The organism is Actinomycetospora chlora (assembly GCF_039542135.1).
GTDB lineage: Bacteria > Actinomycetota > Actinomycetes > Mycobacteriales > Pseudonocardiaceae > Actinomycetospora > Actinomycetospora chlora.
Genome location: NZ_BAABHO010000011.1, coordinates 24951 through 41113, shown reverse-complemented (window position 1 = coordinate 41113; position 16163 = coordinate 24951). Strand labels below are relative to the sequence as shown.

Sequence of the window (16163 nt, the reverse complement as noted above, 5' to 3'; positions counted from 1 at the left end):
CTCCCGCGACCGTCACCGCAGCCCCACGAACGGCTCCAGCGCCGACGGGTCCACGAGCGAGTCCCGCGACGCGACGGTGTCCGGGTCGGCTCCGAGCAGGATCCGCTTGGCCGGGACCTCGAGCTTCTTGCCCGTCCGGGTGCGCGGCACCGCGGCCAGGCCCAGGACGCGGTCGGGCACGTGCCGCGGGGAGAGCGCCCCGCGCAGCTCCGCCCGGATGCGGCCCACGAGCGCCTCGTCGACCTCGTACCCCGGGGCCGGCACCACGAACAGCAGCAGCTCGCCGGGGCCGCCGGCCGGGTCCTCGAGGTGCACGACGAGGCTGTCGGTCACCTCGGGCAGCTCCTCGACGACGGCGTAGAACTCCGCGGTGCCCAGGCGCACCCCGCCGCGGTTGAGCGTGGCGTCCGAGCGCCCGGAGACCACCACCGAGCCGGACTCGGAGAACCGCACCCAGTCGCCGTGGCGCCAGACGCCGGGGTAGGTGTCGAAGTAGGCCGCGTGCAGCCGCGACCCGTCGGTGTCGCCCCAGAAGCAGAGCGGCATCGAGGGCATGGGGGAGCGGATGACGAGCTCGCCGCGCTCGCCGACGACCTCGCGGCCCTCGGGGTCGAAGGCCGCGGTGTCCACGCCCAGCTCGCGGCCGGAGATCTCGCCCTCGACGACCTCCTGCCACGGCCCGCCCTGCACGATCCCCGAGCAGACGTCGGTCCCGCCGCTGCCGACGAGCAGCAGCACCTGCGGCCCGAACTCCTCGGCCACCCACCGGTAGCCCTCCGGCGGCAGCGGGCTGCCTGCGACGCAGATCTGGCGCAGGGCGCCGAGGTCCTGGTCGCGGGCCGGGTGCACGCCCTCGCCCCGGCAGGCCATGAGGAAGCCGGGCGAGGTGCCGAAGTGCGTCGCGCGCGCCTGCGCCGCCAGGCGCCACTGCCACGAGAGGTCGGGGTGCAGTGGGTTGCCGTCGACGAGGATCAGCGCGGCGCCGTGCAGCAGGCCGCTGACCAGCGCGTTCCACATCATCCAGGCCGTCGTGGTGAACCACAGCAGCCGGTCGCCGGCCTGGACGTCCCACGCCAGCCCGTGGTTCTTGAGGTGCTCGACGGTGATCCCGCCGTGCCCGTGCACGATCGCCTTGGGCTTGCCCGTGGTGCCCGACGAGAACAGCACCATCAGCGGGTGGTCGAAGGGCAGCGGGTCGTAGGCCGGCGCCGCGGGCTCGGCGAGGAGGTCGGCCCACGCGACGGCGTCGGGCACCGCGCCCGGTCCGTACGGGATCTCCACGACGTGCCGGACGGTGGGCAGCGCGGCGCGGACGGCGGCGACCTCGTCGGTGCGGTCGACAGGCTTGTCGCCGTAGACGTAGCCGCCGACCGCGAGCAGGACCGTCGGCTCGATCTGGGCGAAGCGGTCGACGACGCTGCGGGCGCCGAACTCCGGCGCGCAGGAGGCCCACACGGCGCCGACGCTCGCCGCCGCGAGGTGGGCGACGACCGTCTCGGGGATGTTCGGCGCGTAGGCGGCGACCCGGTCGCCGCGACGCACCCCGAGGCGCTCCAGCCCGGCCCGGGCGCGGGCCACGGCGTCGCGGAGACCGGCGCGCGTCCACTCCTGCGGCTCCCGGGTCTGCGAGTGCGCGATCAGCACGACGTCGTCGTCGGCGCTGCCGGCCGGGCCCTCGACGGCACGCTCGGCGTAGTTGAGCGTCGCGCCCGGGAACCACACCGCGCCCGGCATGACGCGCTCGGCGAGCACCGTGCGCGGCGCGTCGTGGAAGGGGACGTCGAAGAAGGAGGCGATCGCCGACCAGAAGCCGTCGAGGTCGGTGACCGACCAGCGCTGCAGGGCGTCGTAGTCGTCGAAGCGCAGCCCGCGCTCGGCGGCGAGCCAGTCGACGAACCGGGCGGTCACCGTGCCCGCGGGCGGGGGCGCCATCAGCGGACCTTCCCCGCGCGGCCGTCGAGGAACGCCGACATGCGCTCCTGGGCCTCGCCGCTGCTCGAGGTGATCGCGGCCATCAGCGCCTCGAGCAGGAAGCCCTCGTCGTCGCGGGACGCGGCGATGCGCGGCAGGGCCTGCAGGACGGCGTAGGTGCTGGCCGGGGGATTGGCGGCGATCTTCTGGGCCAGCTCGAGGGCCTGGGCGAACGCGCCGCCGGGCTCGGTGAGGTAGGTGGAGATGCCGTACTGCTGGCCCTCCTGAGCGTCGAGGACGCGGCCGGTGAGCATGAGGTCGGTCGTGCGGGCGAGCCCGATGAGGCGGGGGACGCGCACCGACCCGCCGCCGCCGACGAAGATCCCGTGGCGGGCCTCGGGCAGCGCGTAGAACGCGCTCGGCTCGGCGACGCGCACGTGGGCGGCGGATGCGAGCTCGAGGCCGCCACCGACCACCGCGCCCTTGAGGGCGGCGACGACGGGCAGCCGGCCGCGCTCGATGCGGTCGAAGACCCGGTGCCAGAACCGCGAGTGCTCGACGCCGGTGACGGCGTCGGTGTCGCCGAGCTCGGAGAGGTCCAGGCCCGCGGAGAAGTGGTCGCCCTCGGCGTCGAGGACGACGGCGCGCACGTCGGCGGGCGGGGCGGTGAAGAACGTCTCCAGCCCGAGCACCGTCGTGTCGTCGAGCGCGTTGCGCTTCTCGGGGCGCGCGAGTCGCAGGACCGCGACCGGACCGTCGCGGTACACGGTCAGGGAGCGGGGCAGCAACGTCGTCACCTCCTCCTCGCCGGTGTCCGGCACGGCCGGCTCGCTCATCGTGCTCCTCCCGGTGGGGGCATGGGCGGTCCCCCGCATCAATATCAGGGACCCTGACATTAAGCTCGGGGTCCGTCGGGCGAAAGGGGAGGGCGCGGTGACGGCTCCGGCTCCCACGTTGCTGTACGCGGTCAAGCAGGTCGAGCTGGCCGTGCGGGCCCAGCTCGACGAGCTGCTGCGACCCACGGGCTGCACCGTGCCCCAGTGGACGGCGCTGACCGTGCTGGCGCGCCGCGAGGGTCTGACCGGGGCCGAGCTCGCGCGCAACGCCTTCGTCAGCCCGCAGGCGATGGGCGACCTCCTCGCCGCGCTCGACCGCGGCGGCTGGGTGACGCGCACGCCCGACCCGACACACGGCCGGCGGGTGCTCATCGGCCTGTCCGACCGGGGACGCGCGCTGCTGGCGGCCGTCGGTCCGGGCGCCGACGCGGTCGAGGAGCGCATGGTCGCCGGCTTCTCCGACGAGGAGCGCGCCGCCCTGCGCGCCGTCCTCAACCGCTGCCGGACCAACCTGACCGGCTAACCATGTGAGCAGTTGCGTCCCGTATAGGGGCCCCAACTGCTCACATGGCGTCGGTGTCGGGCAGGACGTCGAGGGCGGCGACGCCGTCGCGGGCGCCGGGCTCGTAGGTCGCGTGGAGCTCGCGGAACAGCGCGTGGGCCGGGCCGGCGGGCCAGTCGGCGGGCAGGTGGCGTCGCGGCAGGCGCGGGTCGCGGCGGATCGCCTGCAGCCAGTCCGCCTCCAGCAGCAGCTGGGCGGCCAGCGGGTCGAGCCGCGGGCGGGCGGCCGCGTCGCCCCAGCGCGCCAGGAACGCCTCGTAGCGGGCGGCGAGCGCCGGCAGGTCCCAGGCGTCGCGGACCAGCGCGTCGACGTCGGTGGGCTCCAGGGCCTGCGCCGAGAAGGCCCGCAGCCGCCCGGCGAGACCGGCCCCCTCGCCGAGCCCGTCCCCGAGCCCGGCGACGTCGCGGGTGCCCGGCGCGATCCACAGCCCGCCCTGCAGGGGACCGAACCCGGCCCAGACCAGGCGGGCCCGCAGCAGGTGGCGCTCGCGGGCCCAGGCGTCGGGCAGGGAGAACGAGAGCAGCGTCCAGGAGCCGTCCCAGTGCTCGTTCACCGCCTCGGTCCGCCACATCCGCGCCTCGCCGTCGCGCAGCACCGCGCGGGTGTCGTCGGTCGGCCCGACGTACACCTGCCGGCCCCGGCGGACGCGGTGCAGCTGGTCGCGCCGGGCCATGCGGCTCACCGTCGAGCGTGTCGCGTGCTCCGAGACCCCGGCCCGGCGCAAGACGTCGACCAGGCTGCTGGTGGCGACGTGGACGCCGCGACGGAGCAGGTAGCCCCCGAGGAAGGTCAGCAGGATGGCCTGGGGGCGCAGCGCGCCGGTCTCCTCGCCCTGCTCCACCGCCTCGGACACGGCCGGAGCCTAGCCCTCATGATGTTGGGCACATCGTTGACGGCCGTTGCAGCTCTGCCTACATTCGTGCGGACATCCGTGACACCGAGCACACACGACGAGGTGCGGCGTGACCCAGCCCGATGCGCGTTCGCGGACCCAGCTCCGGCGGGCGGTGCTCTCCAGCTACCTGGGCAGCGTCATCGAGTACTACGACTTCCTGCTGTACGCGACGGCGTCGGCGGTGGTCTTCGCGAAGGTCTTCTTCTCGACGCTCGACCCGCTGGTCGGCACCGTCGCGAGCTTCGGCACGCTCGCCACCGGCTACCTCGCGCGCCCGCTGGGCGGGGTGCTGTTCGGGCACTTCGGCGACCGCGTCGGCCGCAAGAAGATGCTGGTCGTGACCATGACCCTCATGGGCGTGGTCAGCGTCCTCATCGGCGTGCTGCCGACGTACGCGCAGATCGGCGTCTGGGCGCCGGTGCTGCTCGTGCTGCTGCGCGTGCTGCAGGGCGTCGCGGTCGGCGGCGAGTGGGGCGGCGCGGTGCTGATGTCCGCGGAGCACGCGACCTCGCGGCGCGGGCTGTGGGCGAGCTTCACCAACGCGGGCGCCCCCAGCGGCATGGTGCTCTCGACCGCCGCCCTCGCCGGGGCCGCGGCGATCGCCGGCGAGGCCGGATTCCTGGCGTGGGGCTGGCGCCTGCCGTTCCTCGCCTCCGCCGTGCTGCTCGCGGTCGGGCTGTTCGTCCGCGCCCGCGTCGAGGAGACCCCGGTGTTCGCCCGCGCGAACGCCGACGCCACGCCGGCGACGCCCCCGCTGCTCGAGGTCCTGCGCCGCCACCCCCGCAACCTGCTGCTGTCGATCGGCATCGGCTTCGGCGCGTTCGTCGCCCAGGGTGTGCTGACGACGTTCGTCATCGCCTACGCCGTCCAGGCCGGCTTCCCGCGCCCCACGGTGCTGAACGCGCTGACCGTCTCCTCCGTCGTGGCGGTCGTCGGCATCATCGGCTTCGCCGCGCTGTCCGACCGCGTCGGGCGGCGCCCCGTCGTGCTCGTCGGGGCGCTGGCGATGGCCGTGTGGGGGTTCCTGCTGTTCCCGCTCGTCGACTCCGGGTCCACGGCCCTGCTCGTGCTCGGCGTCGTGGTCGGGCAGGGCGTGGTGCACGCCGCGATGTACGGGCCGCTCGCGGCGCTCTACACCGAGCTGTTCTCCACCCGCTCCCGCTACACCGGTGCCTCGCTGGGCTACCAGGTCGCCGGCATCGGGGCCGGTCTCGGCCCGGTCGTGTTCGCGACCCTGCTGCAGGGCACCGGCAGCGCGCTGTGGGTCTCGATCGTCATCGGCGCCTGCTGCCTGCTCACCGTCGTCTGCGTGCTGGCCGCCGGCGAGACCAGCCGCCAGGCCCTGGACGACGCCGAGGGCGCCCCCGGCGATGCCGTGCGGGCGCGGGCCGACACCACCGCGTGAGGACCAGCCGGGTCCGTCGGCGAGCTCGACGTACACCCGGCGCCAGGGCTGGTCGTCGATCAGCTCCCAGCGGTGCCCGCCGCCGGCGGTGTCGTCGGCCAGCAGGACGTCGCCCGGGCCGAGCAGGAAGTCCTCGCCGTCCCGGGTGGTGAACCGCAGGGTGCCCGTGAGGGTGATGACGTACTGCCGGCAGGGCGCGTCGTGCCAGTCGAGCGTGCTGCCGGCCGGGGACTCCTCGGCGTGGACGCGCCGGGCGGCGCCCGGCTCCGGGAGACCGTCCTCCACGCGGAACCGGGACTGCCCGTCCTCGGTCCACAGGTGGACGAGGCGGCTCACGCCAGCACCGCGGTGGTGGTGCCGGGGGCGTCGGTGCCGAGCCACTCGCGACCGAGCCGGGCCAGGGTGCCGTCGCCGCGCAGCTCGTCGAGGGCCCCGTCGACCCGGTCGGCCAGCGCGGTGTCGTCGTGGCGCACGGCGACGCCGATCTCTTCCTGCGTGATGCCGGTCTGCACGACAGCGAGGCCCGGACGGTCGCGGGTGAGCCAGCGCATCACGGGCTCGAGCTTCATGAAGCCGTCGATGCGCCCGGCGGCGACGTCGTCCAGCGCGGTGAGGATGTCGTGGTAGGCGTAGTGCCGGACGCTCGCGATCCGGCCCGCGCGGGCGAGCGCCTCGGCCACCGGCTCGGAGGTGTTGCCCCGCTGCACCCCGAGGGTCCCGCCCGCGAGGTCGTCGACGGTGCGGACCTCCGGGTGGTGGCCGCGGTCCACCACGAGGCTCTGCCCGGAACGCACGTGGGGACGGCAGAAGCGGGCCAGGGTCCGCCGGTGCTCGGTGATCGTCGCGCCGGACGCCACGACGTCGTGCTCGCCGCGGTCGAGGCCGCCGAAGATGCCGTCGAAGTCGTCCGCCTCGTAGCGCACGAGGACGTACTCCCGCCCCAGGCGCCGGGCCACCTCCTGCATGACGGCCGGATCGAAGCCGACCGCGTCGGCCGTCTGCCCGGTGCCCTCGAGCTCGAACGGGGGATCGGGCAGCGCCGAGCCGATCCGCAGCGGGGCGCTCTCGTGCACGGGCGACAGCGTGCCGGACGCGGACGTCGCTGGCGAGGTGCCCGTCGGGCGACGGCGCGGGTCGGCGATCGCAACCCGATCGTCACCCGCGGGCTTCACAGCTGCTTCACGCTGTGCTCGCCGCAGGCCGGACGAAGGGAACGCCGATGACCGAACGGATCGGATCGACGCCCGCGACGGGCACGGACAGCGACTACCTGGCCGCCCGCCAACTGCGCACCGGTTCGGCCAGCTGGGTGCTGCTCGCCGGCCTCGGCGTCGCGTACGTGATCTCCGGCGACTACGCCGGCTGGCACTTCGGCCTGGCCCAGGGCGGCTGGGGCGGGCTCGCGCTCGCCGCGGTGCTCATGGGCGTCATGTACGCGTGCATGGTGCTCGGGCTGGCCGAGATGTCGTCGGCGCTGCCGGCCGCCGGCGGCGGCTACACCTTCGCCCGGGTGGCGATGGGTCCCTGGGGCGGCTTCGCGACCGGCGCAGCGATCCTGCTCGAGTACGCCGTCGCCCCGGCCGCGATCGCCACGTTCATCGGCGGCTACGTCGAGTCGCTCGGGCTGTTCGGCATCACCGACGGCTGGTGGGTGTACCTCGCCTGCTACGTCGTCTTCGTCGGCATCCACCTGCTCGGCGTGGGCGAGGCGCTCAAGGCGACGTTCGTCATCACCGCGATCGCGCTGGTCGGCCTGATCCTCTTCGCGGTCGGGGCCCTCGGCTCGTTCGACGCCGCCAACCTCACCGACATCCCCGTCACCGACGCGGCCGGCGCCTCGCCGCTGCTGCCGTTCGGCGTGGTCGGGGTGTGGGCGAGCTTCCCGTTCGCGATCTGGTTCTTCCTCGCGGTCGAGGGCGTACCGCTGGCCGCCGAGGAGGCGCGCGACCCGGTCCGCGCCGTCCCGCGCGGGATCATCGTCGCGATGGCGGTGCTGGTCGTCTCGGCGGCCGCCGTGCTCGTCCTCGGCCCCGGCTCCCAGGGGGCCCTCGGTCTCTCGGAGAGCGACAACCCCCTGGTCAGCGCGCTGGAGGCCGGGTCGGGTGGTCCGACGTGGCTGTCCACGACCGTCAACTACATCGGCCTGCTGGGGCTCATCGCGAGCTTCTTCTCGATCATCTACGCCTACTCGCGGCAGACGTTCGCGCTCTCCCGCGCGGGCTACCTGCCCCGCGTGCTGTCCAAGACCAACGCCCGCAAGGCCCCGACGCTGGCGCTGGTCATCCCGGCGCTGATCGGCTTCGTGCTCGCCGCCACCGGCAACGGCGACATCCTCATCAACCTCGCCGTGTTCGGGGCGACGCTGTCCTACGTGCTGATGATGGTGTCCCACCAGGTGCTGCGGGCGCGGCACCCCGACCTGCCCAGGCCGTACCGGACGCCGGGCGGGCGGGTGACCACGGGCGTCGCGCTCGTGCTGGCCCTCGCCGCGGTGGTGGCGACGTTCCTCGTCGACGTCGTCGCCGCGCTGTGCGCGCTCGGCGCGTTCGCGCTGCTCATGGCCTACTTCGGGCTCTACTCGCGGCACCACCTCGTCGCGTCGGCGCCGGACGAGGAGTTCGCGGCCCTGGCGAAGGCGGAGGAGGAGCTCGAGTGAGCTGGACGACGAGCCTCGGCGGCCACTCGTACTCCTTCGCCGACCTGCGCGAGCTCCTGGCCAAGGCCACCCCGCTGCGCTCGGGCGACGTCCTGGCCGGCGTCGCCGCCGAGTCCGCGGCCGAGCGGGTCGCCGCGCAGACGGTGCTGGCCGACCTCCCCCTGGCGCACCTCCTCGACGAGGCCGTCGTGCCCTACGAGGACGACGACGTCACCCGCCTGATCATGGACGGCCACGACGCCGCGGCGTTCGCCCCGGTGCGCTCGCTGACCGTCGGTGGCTTCCGCGACTGGCTGCTGTCCTGGGAGGCCGACACCGCCGCGCTCACGGCGCTGGCGCCCGGACTGACCCCGGAGATGGCGGCCGCGGTCAGCAAGCTGATGCGCGTCGGGGACCTCGTGGCGGTGGCCCGCAAGACCCGCGTCGTCACCGGTCTGCGCACGACCATCGGGCTCGAGGGCCGGCTCGCGACCCGGCTGCAGCCCAACCACCCCACCGACGACGCCGTCGGCATCACCGCCTCGCTCGTCGACGGGCTGCTGCACGGCGCCGGCGACGCGGTCGTCGGCATCAACCCGGCCACCGACCGCCCCTCGACCGTGCGGGCGCTGCTCGACCTGATCGACGACGCCCGGCAGCGCCTGGACGCCCCCATCCAGTCGTGCGTGCTCACCCACGTGACGACGACGCTCGAGCTGCTCGAGCAGGGGGCGCCGGTGGACCTGGTGTTCCAGTCGGTGGCCGGCACCCAGGCCGCCAACCGCGGGTTCGGCGTCACGCTCGACGAGCTCGCCGAGGCCCACGCGGCGGCCCTGGCGCTGGACCGGGGCACGGTCGGGTCGAACGTCACGTACTTCGAGACGGGCCAGGGCTCGGCCCTGTCGGCGGACGCCCACCACGGCGTCGACCAGCAGACGCTCGAGGCCCGCGCCTACGCGGTGTGCCGGCGGTTCGACCCGCTGCTGGTCAACACCGTCGTCGGCTTCATCGGCCCGGAGTACCTCTACGACGGCAAGCAGATCCTGCGTGCGGGCCTGGAGGACCACCTGTGCGGCAAGCTGCTCGGCGTCCCGATGGGCGTCGACGTCTGCTACACCAACCACGCCGAGGCCGACAGCGACGACACCGACACCCTCCTGCTCACCCTCGGCGCGGCGGGCTGCGGCTTCGTGATCACCGTGCCCGGCGGGGACGACATCATGCTCAACTACCAGTCGCTGTCGTTCCAGGACGTGCTGCAGGTGCGCCAGACGCTCGGTCTGCGCCCGGCCCCGGAGTTCGAGGCGTGGCTCGGGTCGGTGGGGCTGCTCGACGACGCCGGCCGCGTGCCGCAGCTGGTGCCGGAGCCGATCAAGGCGTTGATGTCGTGAGCAGCGACCCGTGGGAGACGTTGCGCGCCGCCACCCGCGCCCGCGTCGGGCTGGGCCGCGCCGGCGACGGGCTGACCACCGCCGAGAACCTGCGCCTGGCCGCCGCCCACGCCCAGGCCCGCGACGCCGTCCACGCCCCGCTCGACGTCGACGCCGTCGTCGGGGCGTTGGGGGAGCGGGCCGGTCCCGTCGTGGTGTCGCAGGTCGCCGACCGCACCGAGTACCTGCAGCGCCCGGATCTCGGACGGCGCCTGGCGTCCGACCACGGGCTGGAGGCCGGCACGTGGGACCTGGCCCTGGTGGTCGCCGACGGCCTGTCCGCGACGGCGGTGCACGAGCACGCGGCCGCCATGGTCGACGTGCTCCTGCCGCGGCTGGAGGGCTGGGCGGTCGCGCCGGTCGTCGTGGCCCGGCAGGCGCGTGTGGCGCTCGGTGACGAGATCGCCGAGGCGCTCGGGGCGCGGATGGTGCTCGTGCTCATCGGCGAGCGGCCGGGGATGTCCGCGCCCGACTCGCTGGGGGCGTACCTGACCTTCGACGCCCGCCCCGGCCGCGTCGACTCGGAGCGCAACTGCGTCTCCAACATCCGCCCGCCCGACGGGCTGACGTACGACGCGGCGGCCGAGGTGCTGGTGTCGCTGATGACCGAGGCGTTCCGGCTGCAGCTCACGGGGGTGCGCCTCAAGGACACCGGGGCCGCCCTGCCGTCGGCGGCCGGCTGATCCGCATCCACCATTCGGATGAATCTTTCCATCACCCGTCTGTGACCTTTTCGTTACCCGTACGTGGTCGCCCACGCGGCCACGTCACACACGGGGCGGAAGGACACCACACGCATGGGTCTTCACAGGGCGAAACTCGGACGTCGGGGGATGGCTGCGCTGGCGGCCACCGGGGCCCTGATCGTCGGCGGCGGGGCGGCGGCGATGGTCGGGTCGGGCAACGCGGAGCCGCTGGTGCCGCTGCCCGTGCCCGTGGCCGGCACGACCTACGTCCTCCCGGATCTGGCGCCGTTCGCGGTCCTCGACAACCGCGGCGACGGTGCCGAGGAGGTCTCGGCCGAGCACGGCGCCCCGACCGGGGGTGGCGAGGCGTCGCTCCGCCTGACCACGCCCTCCGGCACGGACAAGGCCTCGATCGCCACGGACGAGGACGCCGGCACGCCGCTGGCGGCCTGGATCCCGGCGGCCGCCTACTCGGCGTTCCAGGCTGCGGCCGAGAACCCGGACCAGTTCCCGAGCATGCAGCTCGCGGTCGACTACGACCCGTCCGACCCCGCGGTCGGCTTCTCGACGCTCACCTACGAGCCGATCTACAACGCCGGCGACAGCCGGACGCCGGGTGTGTGGCACCGCTACCAGGCCGGCGCCGGCCGGTGGTGCTCGACGCGGGCGATCCCGGGCGTCATCGACGAGTCGCAGCGGTCCTGCTCCAACGGTGGCGCCAAGACGCTCGCGGAGTACGTCGCGGCGCAGCCGGGCATCGTCGTGAGCTACCTCGTCATCAACCAGGGTTCCGGCAACCCCGGGCTCGACGCGGCGGTGGACCTCGTCTCCACCCCGAGCACGACCTACGACTTCGAGCTCACCGAGCCGCAGCTGCCGGGCACGGACCCGTGCGAGCAGCCGTCGACGCCCCCGGCGCACCCCGGTGACGGCGGCAACGGCCACGAGGACGACGGCAACAACGGCAACAACGGCGACAGCGGTCACGAGGACGAGGGGAACGGTGGCCACGAGCCGTCGGACGGCGGTCAGGAGCCGTCGCACGGTGACGGCCACGAGCAGCCGGACAACGGTGGCCACGAGCAGCCTCCCGGCGGCGGGCACGAGCCCCCGCACTGCGCCGGCAGCTAGGACGCCCGCGCGGTAGCGCCACCACCGACGAACGAACGGCGCCCTCGCTGCTTCCGAAGCAGCGAGGGCGCCGTTCGTTCCTCGAGGGTGTGCGCCTACAGAGCAGCGCACACCACCGTGCGGGTCAGCCCTCCCCGGATCGCTTGCGTCCGGGAAGCCGGTCGACCACGCGCCCGAGGCGCTCGGTGGTGCCCTGCAGCGGCGCGAGGGCGTCGGCGAGGACCTTGATCTCCTCGTCGAGGTTGTCGATGCGCCCGGCGAGGGTCCGCAGGTCGGGGCTGACCTTCTGCAGCTCCCCGGCGGCGGTCGACAGCGCGGCGTCGAGGTTCGCCAGGCGCGGCGGGACGTCGGGGAACGTCGTGTCGGCGTGACGGGCGAGCACCTCGACGTGCCCGATGGCGCCGGTCAGCTTCTCGACCTCGCCGACCGCGTTCGCCATCGTCGTGAGCGACGGCGCGGCGCCGGCGAGGTGGTGCAGGTCGTCGACGGCACCGGTGAGGGCGTGCAGGTCGTCGACCGCGCCGGCGAGCGCGGCGATCGTCGGCACCGCCTCGGCCAGCCGCGCGATCGTCGGCACCGCCTCGGCGAGCGCGGCGACGGTGGGCACGGCCTCCGCGAGGCGCCCGACGTCGGGGACGCCCTCGGCGATCCGGGCGACGGTGCCGGTGGCGGCGGCGATCTCGTGGACGTCGCCGGTCGCGGCGGCGACGAGGGCGATGTCGTCGACCGCGCCCGCGATCCGCTCGAGGGTGGGGGCGGCGCCGGCCAGGGCCTCGAGGTGCGGGGCGGCCTCGCCGAGCTGGTGGATCGCCGGGGCGGCGCCGGCGAGCTGCTCGAGCATCGGCACCGCCGAGCCGAGCTGCTGCAGGGAGGGCACGGCGCTCGCGAGGGCGGCGATGTCGTCGCGCGCCTCGCCGATCCGCTGCAGCGCCGGGACCGCGGAGGCGAGGGTGGCGATGTCGTCCCGGGCGCTGCCGATCTGCTGGAGCGCGGGCACGGCGGAGGCGAGGGTGGCGATGTCGCCGCGGGCGCCGCCGATCTCCTGGAGCGCCGGGACGGCGGAGGCGAGGGTGGCGATGTCGCCGCGGGCCTCGCCGATCTGCTGCAGCGCCGGCACCGCCTGCGTCAGGGCGTGGATGTCGGGTGCCGCGCCGGCGATGGCGGTCAGGGCCGGCGCCGCCTCGGCGAGGGCGTGCAGGTCGTCCACGGCGTCGCCGAGACGGGCCAGGGCCGGGGCCGCGTCGGCGAGCCGGTCGAGGGACGGGACGGCGCCGGCGATGCGCTCGAGGGTCGGCACCGCGCGGGCGATCGCGTGCAGGTCGTCGACGGCGCCGGCGAGCCGGTCGAGCGCGTCGGTGGCGTACGACAGGCGCGTGACGTCGGGCGCGAGCTCGTCCAGCGTGTGCTGCAGGCCCGACGCGACGGGCAGCAGCTGCTCGAGCATCCCGACCAGGCGGGGCACGGCGCGCAGCGCGTCGGCGACGAGCGGGCTGAGGTCGGCCGTGGTCCGGGCGCCCTGGCCGGCGATGCCGGCGATCCCGCGCACGATCGCGGGCCCGTTCAGCGTCAGCTCGACGGCGGTGCGGGTCGACGCGACGACCAGGGCGCGGGCGGTGTCGAGCAGGCCGCTGGGCGCGGGCTCGACGGCGCGCGGGAGGGCACGGGGGGCAGGACGGCTCATGCGGGTTCCCCCCGGGTGGTGACGGCGGTGGTGGTGGCGGTGGAGACGGACCTGACCACGACGGCCGCGAGCACGGTCGTCAGCGGGACCGAGGCGACGAGACCGATGCTGCCGACGAGGGTCCGCACGACCTCCTGCGCCACGTCCTCCGCGGTGAGCAGGTCGCCGGGACCCCGCCCCGCCAGGGCGAACAGCAGCAGCAGGGGCAGCGCGGCCCCGGCGTAGGCGAGCACCAGCGTGTTCACCGCCGAGGCGACGTGGTCCCGACCGACACGCATGGCGGAACCATAGAGGTCATTCAGCCGAGCGGCCGGGTTCGCACGGTGCAGCTCCCACACGGCGCTGGTCTGGGTGACGGTGACGTCGTCGAGCACCCCCAGCGCGCCGATCACCACTCCGGCCAGGAGCAGCCCCCGCACGTCGAGACCCGGGCCGAGCACCCCGACGAGCTCGGAGGACTCCTCGCCCAGGCCGGTCAGCCGCGAGGCCGCCGCGAAGAGCACGGCGAGCAGGCCGATGAGGCCGAGGCTGGCGAGGGTGCCGAGGGCGGCGGTGGCGGTGCGCGCCGACCAGCCGTGGGTCAGGGGCAGCACGACCCCGACGATCAGCCCGGACGCGGTGAGCGCCACGGCGACCGGCGCGGCGCCCGTCGCGAGGGCCGGCAGCACGAACAGCGCGAGCACCCCGAGCGTGACCCCGAGGGCGACCAGCGCGGCGAGACCCTGCCAGCGCCCCAGCAGCAGCACGGCGAGCGCGAAGACCCCGCCGAGCAGCAGCAGCGGCGGGCCGCGCTGGAAGTCGACGATCGTGTAGGTGAGGGGATCGGTGGGGTCCCCGCCCGCCCACCCCAGCACCACCGGGTCGCCGACGGCGAACCGCGGCGAGCCGGGCGTGGCCGGCACCAGCGTGGTGATCGTCGCGCCGGGCGCCGGGCCGTCGGCGAGGCGCACCACGACCGCCACGCACCCCTCGCCCGGACCGGGCGATGGGAGGTTGGGGTCGGTGCAGTCGGCCTCGCCCGCCGCGCGCAGGACCTCGCCGTCGACGGGGGTCTGGGTGCCCAGGCCCGGGGCGCCCTGGCCGGAGCGCGCGCCCCCGGCGACCCGCGCGTACTCCGACGGCGAGGGCGTGAGCAGCACGAGCCCGACGACGACGGCCACCGCGCACGGCGCGAGCAGCGCGGCGAGCAGCCGCCGCACCCGCCGGGCGTCGGCCCCCTCGACCTCGCCCCGCCCGTGACCGTGACCGTGCCCGTGGCCGTGACCCGCGGGCGTGTCAGCCTGGCGTCCACGCCGGCGTTGGACGTCAGGAAAGCCACCCGCTCGCCGGCGGGCCGTGCCGGGAGAGGTGCGGACGGGACGCGTCGCGGCGTCGTCGGCCGCGTCGGCGGTGTCCTCCCGCCCTGGTCGCGCGTGGCGCCCCGCGGGCCGGGAGGAGGTCACCGAGACATCATCGCCGGGAGCCCGCACGGACCCGACACGGGGGACGAACCTCGCACGGTGAGCGGGTGGATTTTCTGACGTCCAACGTCAGCGTGGACGCCACGCTGACGACCCCGTCGCTCAGGTGCCGGGCGAGGCGAGCTTGCCGCCGAGGCGCAGGACCGGCTCGGGGGCCTTCTTCGCCAGGCGCATGAACACCTCGCCCGCGCGGGCGCGGGCCAGGGAGCCGTGGCCGAACTTCCGGCTCAGGCCCCCGTGGTCGCCGGGCAGGTGGTGGTGCACCGGCGTCGCGGTGGCCTCCGGGTCGGTCAGGGTGCGCCCGATGACCATCCGCTGGATCTCGCTGGTGCCCTCGAAGATCGTGTAGAGCTTCGCGTCGCGGTACCACTTCTCGACGGGCAGGTCGTCGACGTAGCCCCAGCCGCCGCACACCTGCACGGCCTGCTCCGCGGCCCGGACGGCGACCTCCGAGGCCTTGAGCTTCGACATCGAGCCCTCGGCCAGCTGGAACGGCACGCCGTTGGCGGCCATCCACGACGCGCGCCAGCACAGCAGGCGGGCGGCGTCGATGTCCGCCGCCAGGTCGGCGAGCGGGAACGACACGCCCTGGTTGTCGATGATCGGCCCCCCGAACGCCTCCCGGCGTCGGGCGTAGTCGCACGCGTACTCGAAGCTGGCCCGGGCCACGCCCAGCGCCATCGCCGCGACCATCGGCCGGGTCTGCTCGAACGTCCCGAGCGCGGCCGGCTTGCCCTCGCCGCGCCGCGCCTTCTCCAGCTTGTGCTCGAGCTTGCCCTCGCCGCCGAGGAGGTTCTCGGCGGGGATGCGGCAGTTCTCGAACGACAGCTCCGCGGTGTGCGACGCCCGGTGCCCCAGCTTGCGCAGCCGCCGGACCTGCTCCATGCCCGGCGTGTCCTTCGGCACGACGAACATCGCCTGCCCCTTGGTGCCCAGCTCCGGGTCGACGACCGCGTTGACGATCGTGACGTCGGCGATCCCGCCGTTGCCGATCCAGATCTTCTGGCCGTCGAGCACCCACTCCTCGCCGTCCTTGCGGGCGCGGGTCTGCAGGTTGGCGACGTCGCTGCCGCCCTGCGGCTCGGACACCGCCAGCGCCGCGAGCTTGATGTCGCCGGGCTCGCCGAACATCTCGGGCGCCCAGCGCGCGACCTGCTCCGGGGTGCCGGCCTGGTTGAGCGCCGAGAGAGCCAGCGCGGGCAGGACGACGGTCAGGCCGATCCCCGCGCAGCCCCAGAAGATTTCCTCGAGGAACAGCGGCAGGGAGAGGCCGGTCGGGTCGGCGATGAGGTCGGCGTAGAAGAGCGCGTTGTAGAAGCCCTCCTGCGCCGCCCGGTCGACGATGTCCCAGGGACACTCCTCGGCCGCGTCGTACTTCGCCGCGGCAGGGCGGATGAGGTCCTCGGCGAAGGCGTGCGCGCGCCGCACGAGCTCGTGGTGGGCCGGGGTCAGCTCGAGGGTGAAGGCGCTCATCGATGCTCCGTTCTGGTGTTACCACTCAGTACCGCGTACCAGTGGTACCGAAACCAGG

At 74.8% G+C, this 16163-nt stretch carries 13 protein-coding genes; 6 read left to right on the top strand and 7 right to left on the bottom strand.

Going from position 1 to position 16163, the window contains the following annotated elements:
• Positions 1 to 12: 12 nt before the first annotated feature.
• Both ABD994_RS09060 and ABD994_RS09055 read right to left on the bottom strand, forming a co-directional pair.
• Positions 13 to 1932 (bottom strand): acetoacetate--CoA ligase, encoded by a 1920-nt coding sequence (locus tag ABD994_RS09060; protein WP_345413207.1) that lies wholly within the window; start codon positions 1930 to 1932, stop codon positions 13 to 15.
• Positions 1932 to 2747 (bottom strand): crotonase/enoyl-CoA hydratase family protein, encoded by an 816-nt coding sequence (locus ABD994_RS09055; protein WP_345413205.1) that lies wholly within the window; start codon positions 2745 to 2747, stop codon positions 1932 to 1934. The genes ABD994_RS09060 and ABD994_RS09055 overlap by 1 nt, the downstream gene beginning before the upstream one ends.
• A gap of 97 nt (positions 2748 to 2844) precedes the next feature.
• On the opposite strand from ABD994_RS09055, the gene ABD994_RS09050 reads away from it, so the two are divergent.
• Positions 2845 to 3270, top strand: a complete 426-nt coding sequence (locus tag ABD994_RS09050) for a MarR family winged helix-turn-helix transcriptional regulator (protein ID WP_345413201.1) — start codon at positions 2845 to 2847, stop codon at positions 3268 to 3270.
• Positions 3271 to 3310: 40 nt separating this feature from the next.
• Here ABD994_RS09050 and ABD994_RS09045 read toward each other — a convergent pair whose 3' ends face one another.
• Positions 3311 to 4162 (bottom strand): PaaX family transcriptional regulator, encoded by an 852-nt coding sequence (locus ABD994_RS09045; RefSeq protein ID WP_345413200.1) that lies wholly within the window; start codon positions 4160 to 4162, stop codon positions 3311 to 3313.
• Between the two features lie 109 nt (positions 4163 to 4271).
• On the opposite strand from ABD994_RS09045, the gene ABD994_RS09040 reads away from it, so the two are divergent.
• Complete coding sequence (locus tag ABD994_RS09040; protein ID WP_345413198.1) at positions 4272 to 5609, top strand: MFS transporter; 1338 nt, start codon at positions 4272 to 4274, stop codon at positions 5607 to 5609.
• A gap of 332 nt (positions 5610 to 5941) precedes the next feature.
• Here the strand turns inward: ABD994_RS09040 and ABD994_RS09035 are convergent, their stop codons facing one another.
• Entirely contained in the window at positions 5942 to 6682 is a 741-nt protein-coding gene (locus ABD994_RS09035) for an ABC transporter substrate-binding protein (RefSeq protein WP_345413195.1), read from the bottom strand.
• 146 nt (positions 6683 to 6828) lie between these two features.
• Here ABD994_RS09035 and eat point away from each other — a divergent pair, with 146 nt between their 5' ends.
• From eat to ABD994_RS09015, 4 genes are all read left to right on the top strand, one after another.
• Complete coding sequence (gene eat / locus ABD994_RS09030) at positions 6829 to 8265, top strand: ethanolamine permease (RefSeq protein WP_345413191.1); 1437 nt, start codon at positions 6829 to 6831, stop codon at positions 8263 to 8265.
• Positions 8262 to 9635, top strand: a complete 1374-nt coding sequence (locus tag ABD994_RS09025; protein ID WP_345413189.1) for an ethanolamine ammonia-lyase subunit EutB — start codon at positions 8262 to 8264, stop codon at positions 9633 to 9635. The genes eat and ABD994_RS09025 overlap by 4 nt, the downstream gene beginning before the upstream one ends.
• Positions 9632 to 10357 carry an ethanolamine ammonia-lyase subunit EutC gene (gene eutC, locus ABD994_RS09020; RefSeq protein WP_345413186.1) on the top strand — a complete coding sequence of 242 codons (726 nt, stop codon included), beginning with the start codon at positions 9632 to 9634 and terminating at the stop codon, positions 10355 to 10357. The genes ABD994_RS09025 and eutC overlap by 4 nt, the downstream gene beginning before the upstream one ends.
• A gap of 150 nt (positions 10358 to 10507) precedes the next feature.
• Positions 10508 to 11491, top strand: a complete 984-nt coding sequence (locus tag ABD994_RS09015; RefSeq protein WP_345413184.1) for a hypothetical protein — start codon at positions 10508 to 10510, stop codon at positions 11489 to 11491.
• A gap of 124 nt (positions 11492 to 11615) precedes the next feature.
• Here the strand turns inward: ABD994_RS09015 and ABD994_RS09010 are convergent, their stop codons facing one another.
• From ABD994_RS09010 to ABD994_RS09000, 3 genes are all read right to left on the bottom strand, one after another.
• On the bottom strand, positions 11616 to 13172 hold the full coding sequence (locus tag ABD994_RS09010; RefSeq protein ID WP_345413182.1) for a hypothetical protein: 1557 nt from the start codon (positions 13170 to 13172) through the stop codon (positions 11616 to 11618).
• On the bottom strand, positions 13169 to 14371 hold the full coding sequence (locus ABD994_RS09005; RefSeq protein WP_345413180.1) for a YibE/F family protein: 1203 nt from the start codon (positions 14369 to 14371) through the stop codon (positions 13169 to 13171). Before ABD994_RS09005 ends, ABD994_RS09010 begins: the two co-directional genes overlap by 4 nt.
• A gap of 363 nt (positions 14372 to 14734) precedes the next feature.
• A complete protein-coding gene (locus ABD994_RS09000; protein ID WP_345413178.1) occupies positions 14735 to 16105 on the bottom strand; it encodes an acyl-CoA dehydrogenase family protein in 1371 nt (456 codons plus the stop codon).
• Positions 16106 to 16163 lie beyond the last annotated feature (58 nt).

What these genes read in the sequence shown, in the direction of transcription:
- ABD994_RS09060 (WP_345413207.1), bottom strand. Translation starts at nt 1,932, where the DNA reads ATGGCGCCCCCGCCCGCGGGCACGGTGACCGCCCGGTTCGTCGACTGG.
- ABD994_RS09055 (WP_345413205.1), bottom strand. Translation starts at nt 2,747, where the DNA reads ATGAGCGAGCCGGCCGTGCCGGACACCGGCGAGGAGGAGGTGACGACG.
- eat (WP_345413191.1), top strand. Translation starts at nt 6,829, where the DNA reads ATGACCGAACGGATCGGATCGACGCCCGCGACGGGCACGGACAGCGAC.
- ABD994_RS09015 (WP_345413184.1), top strand. Translation starts at nt 10,508, where the DNA reads ATGGCTGCGCTGGCGGCCACCGGGGCCCTGATCGTCGGCGGCGGGGCG.
- ABD994_RS09010 (WP_345413182.1), bottom strand. Translation starts at nt 13,172, where the DNA reads ATGAGCCGTCCTGCCCCCCGTGCCCTCCCGCGCGCCGTCGAGCCCGCG.
- ABD994_RS09000 (WP_345413178.1), bottom strand. Translation starts at nt 16,105, where the DNA reads ATGAGCGCCTTCACCCTCGAGCTGACCCCGGCCCACCACGAGCTCGTG.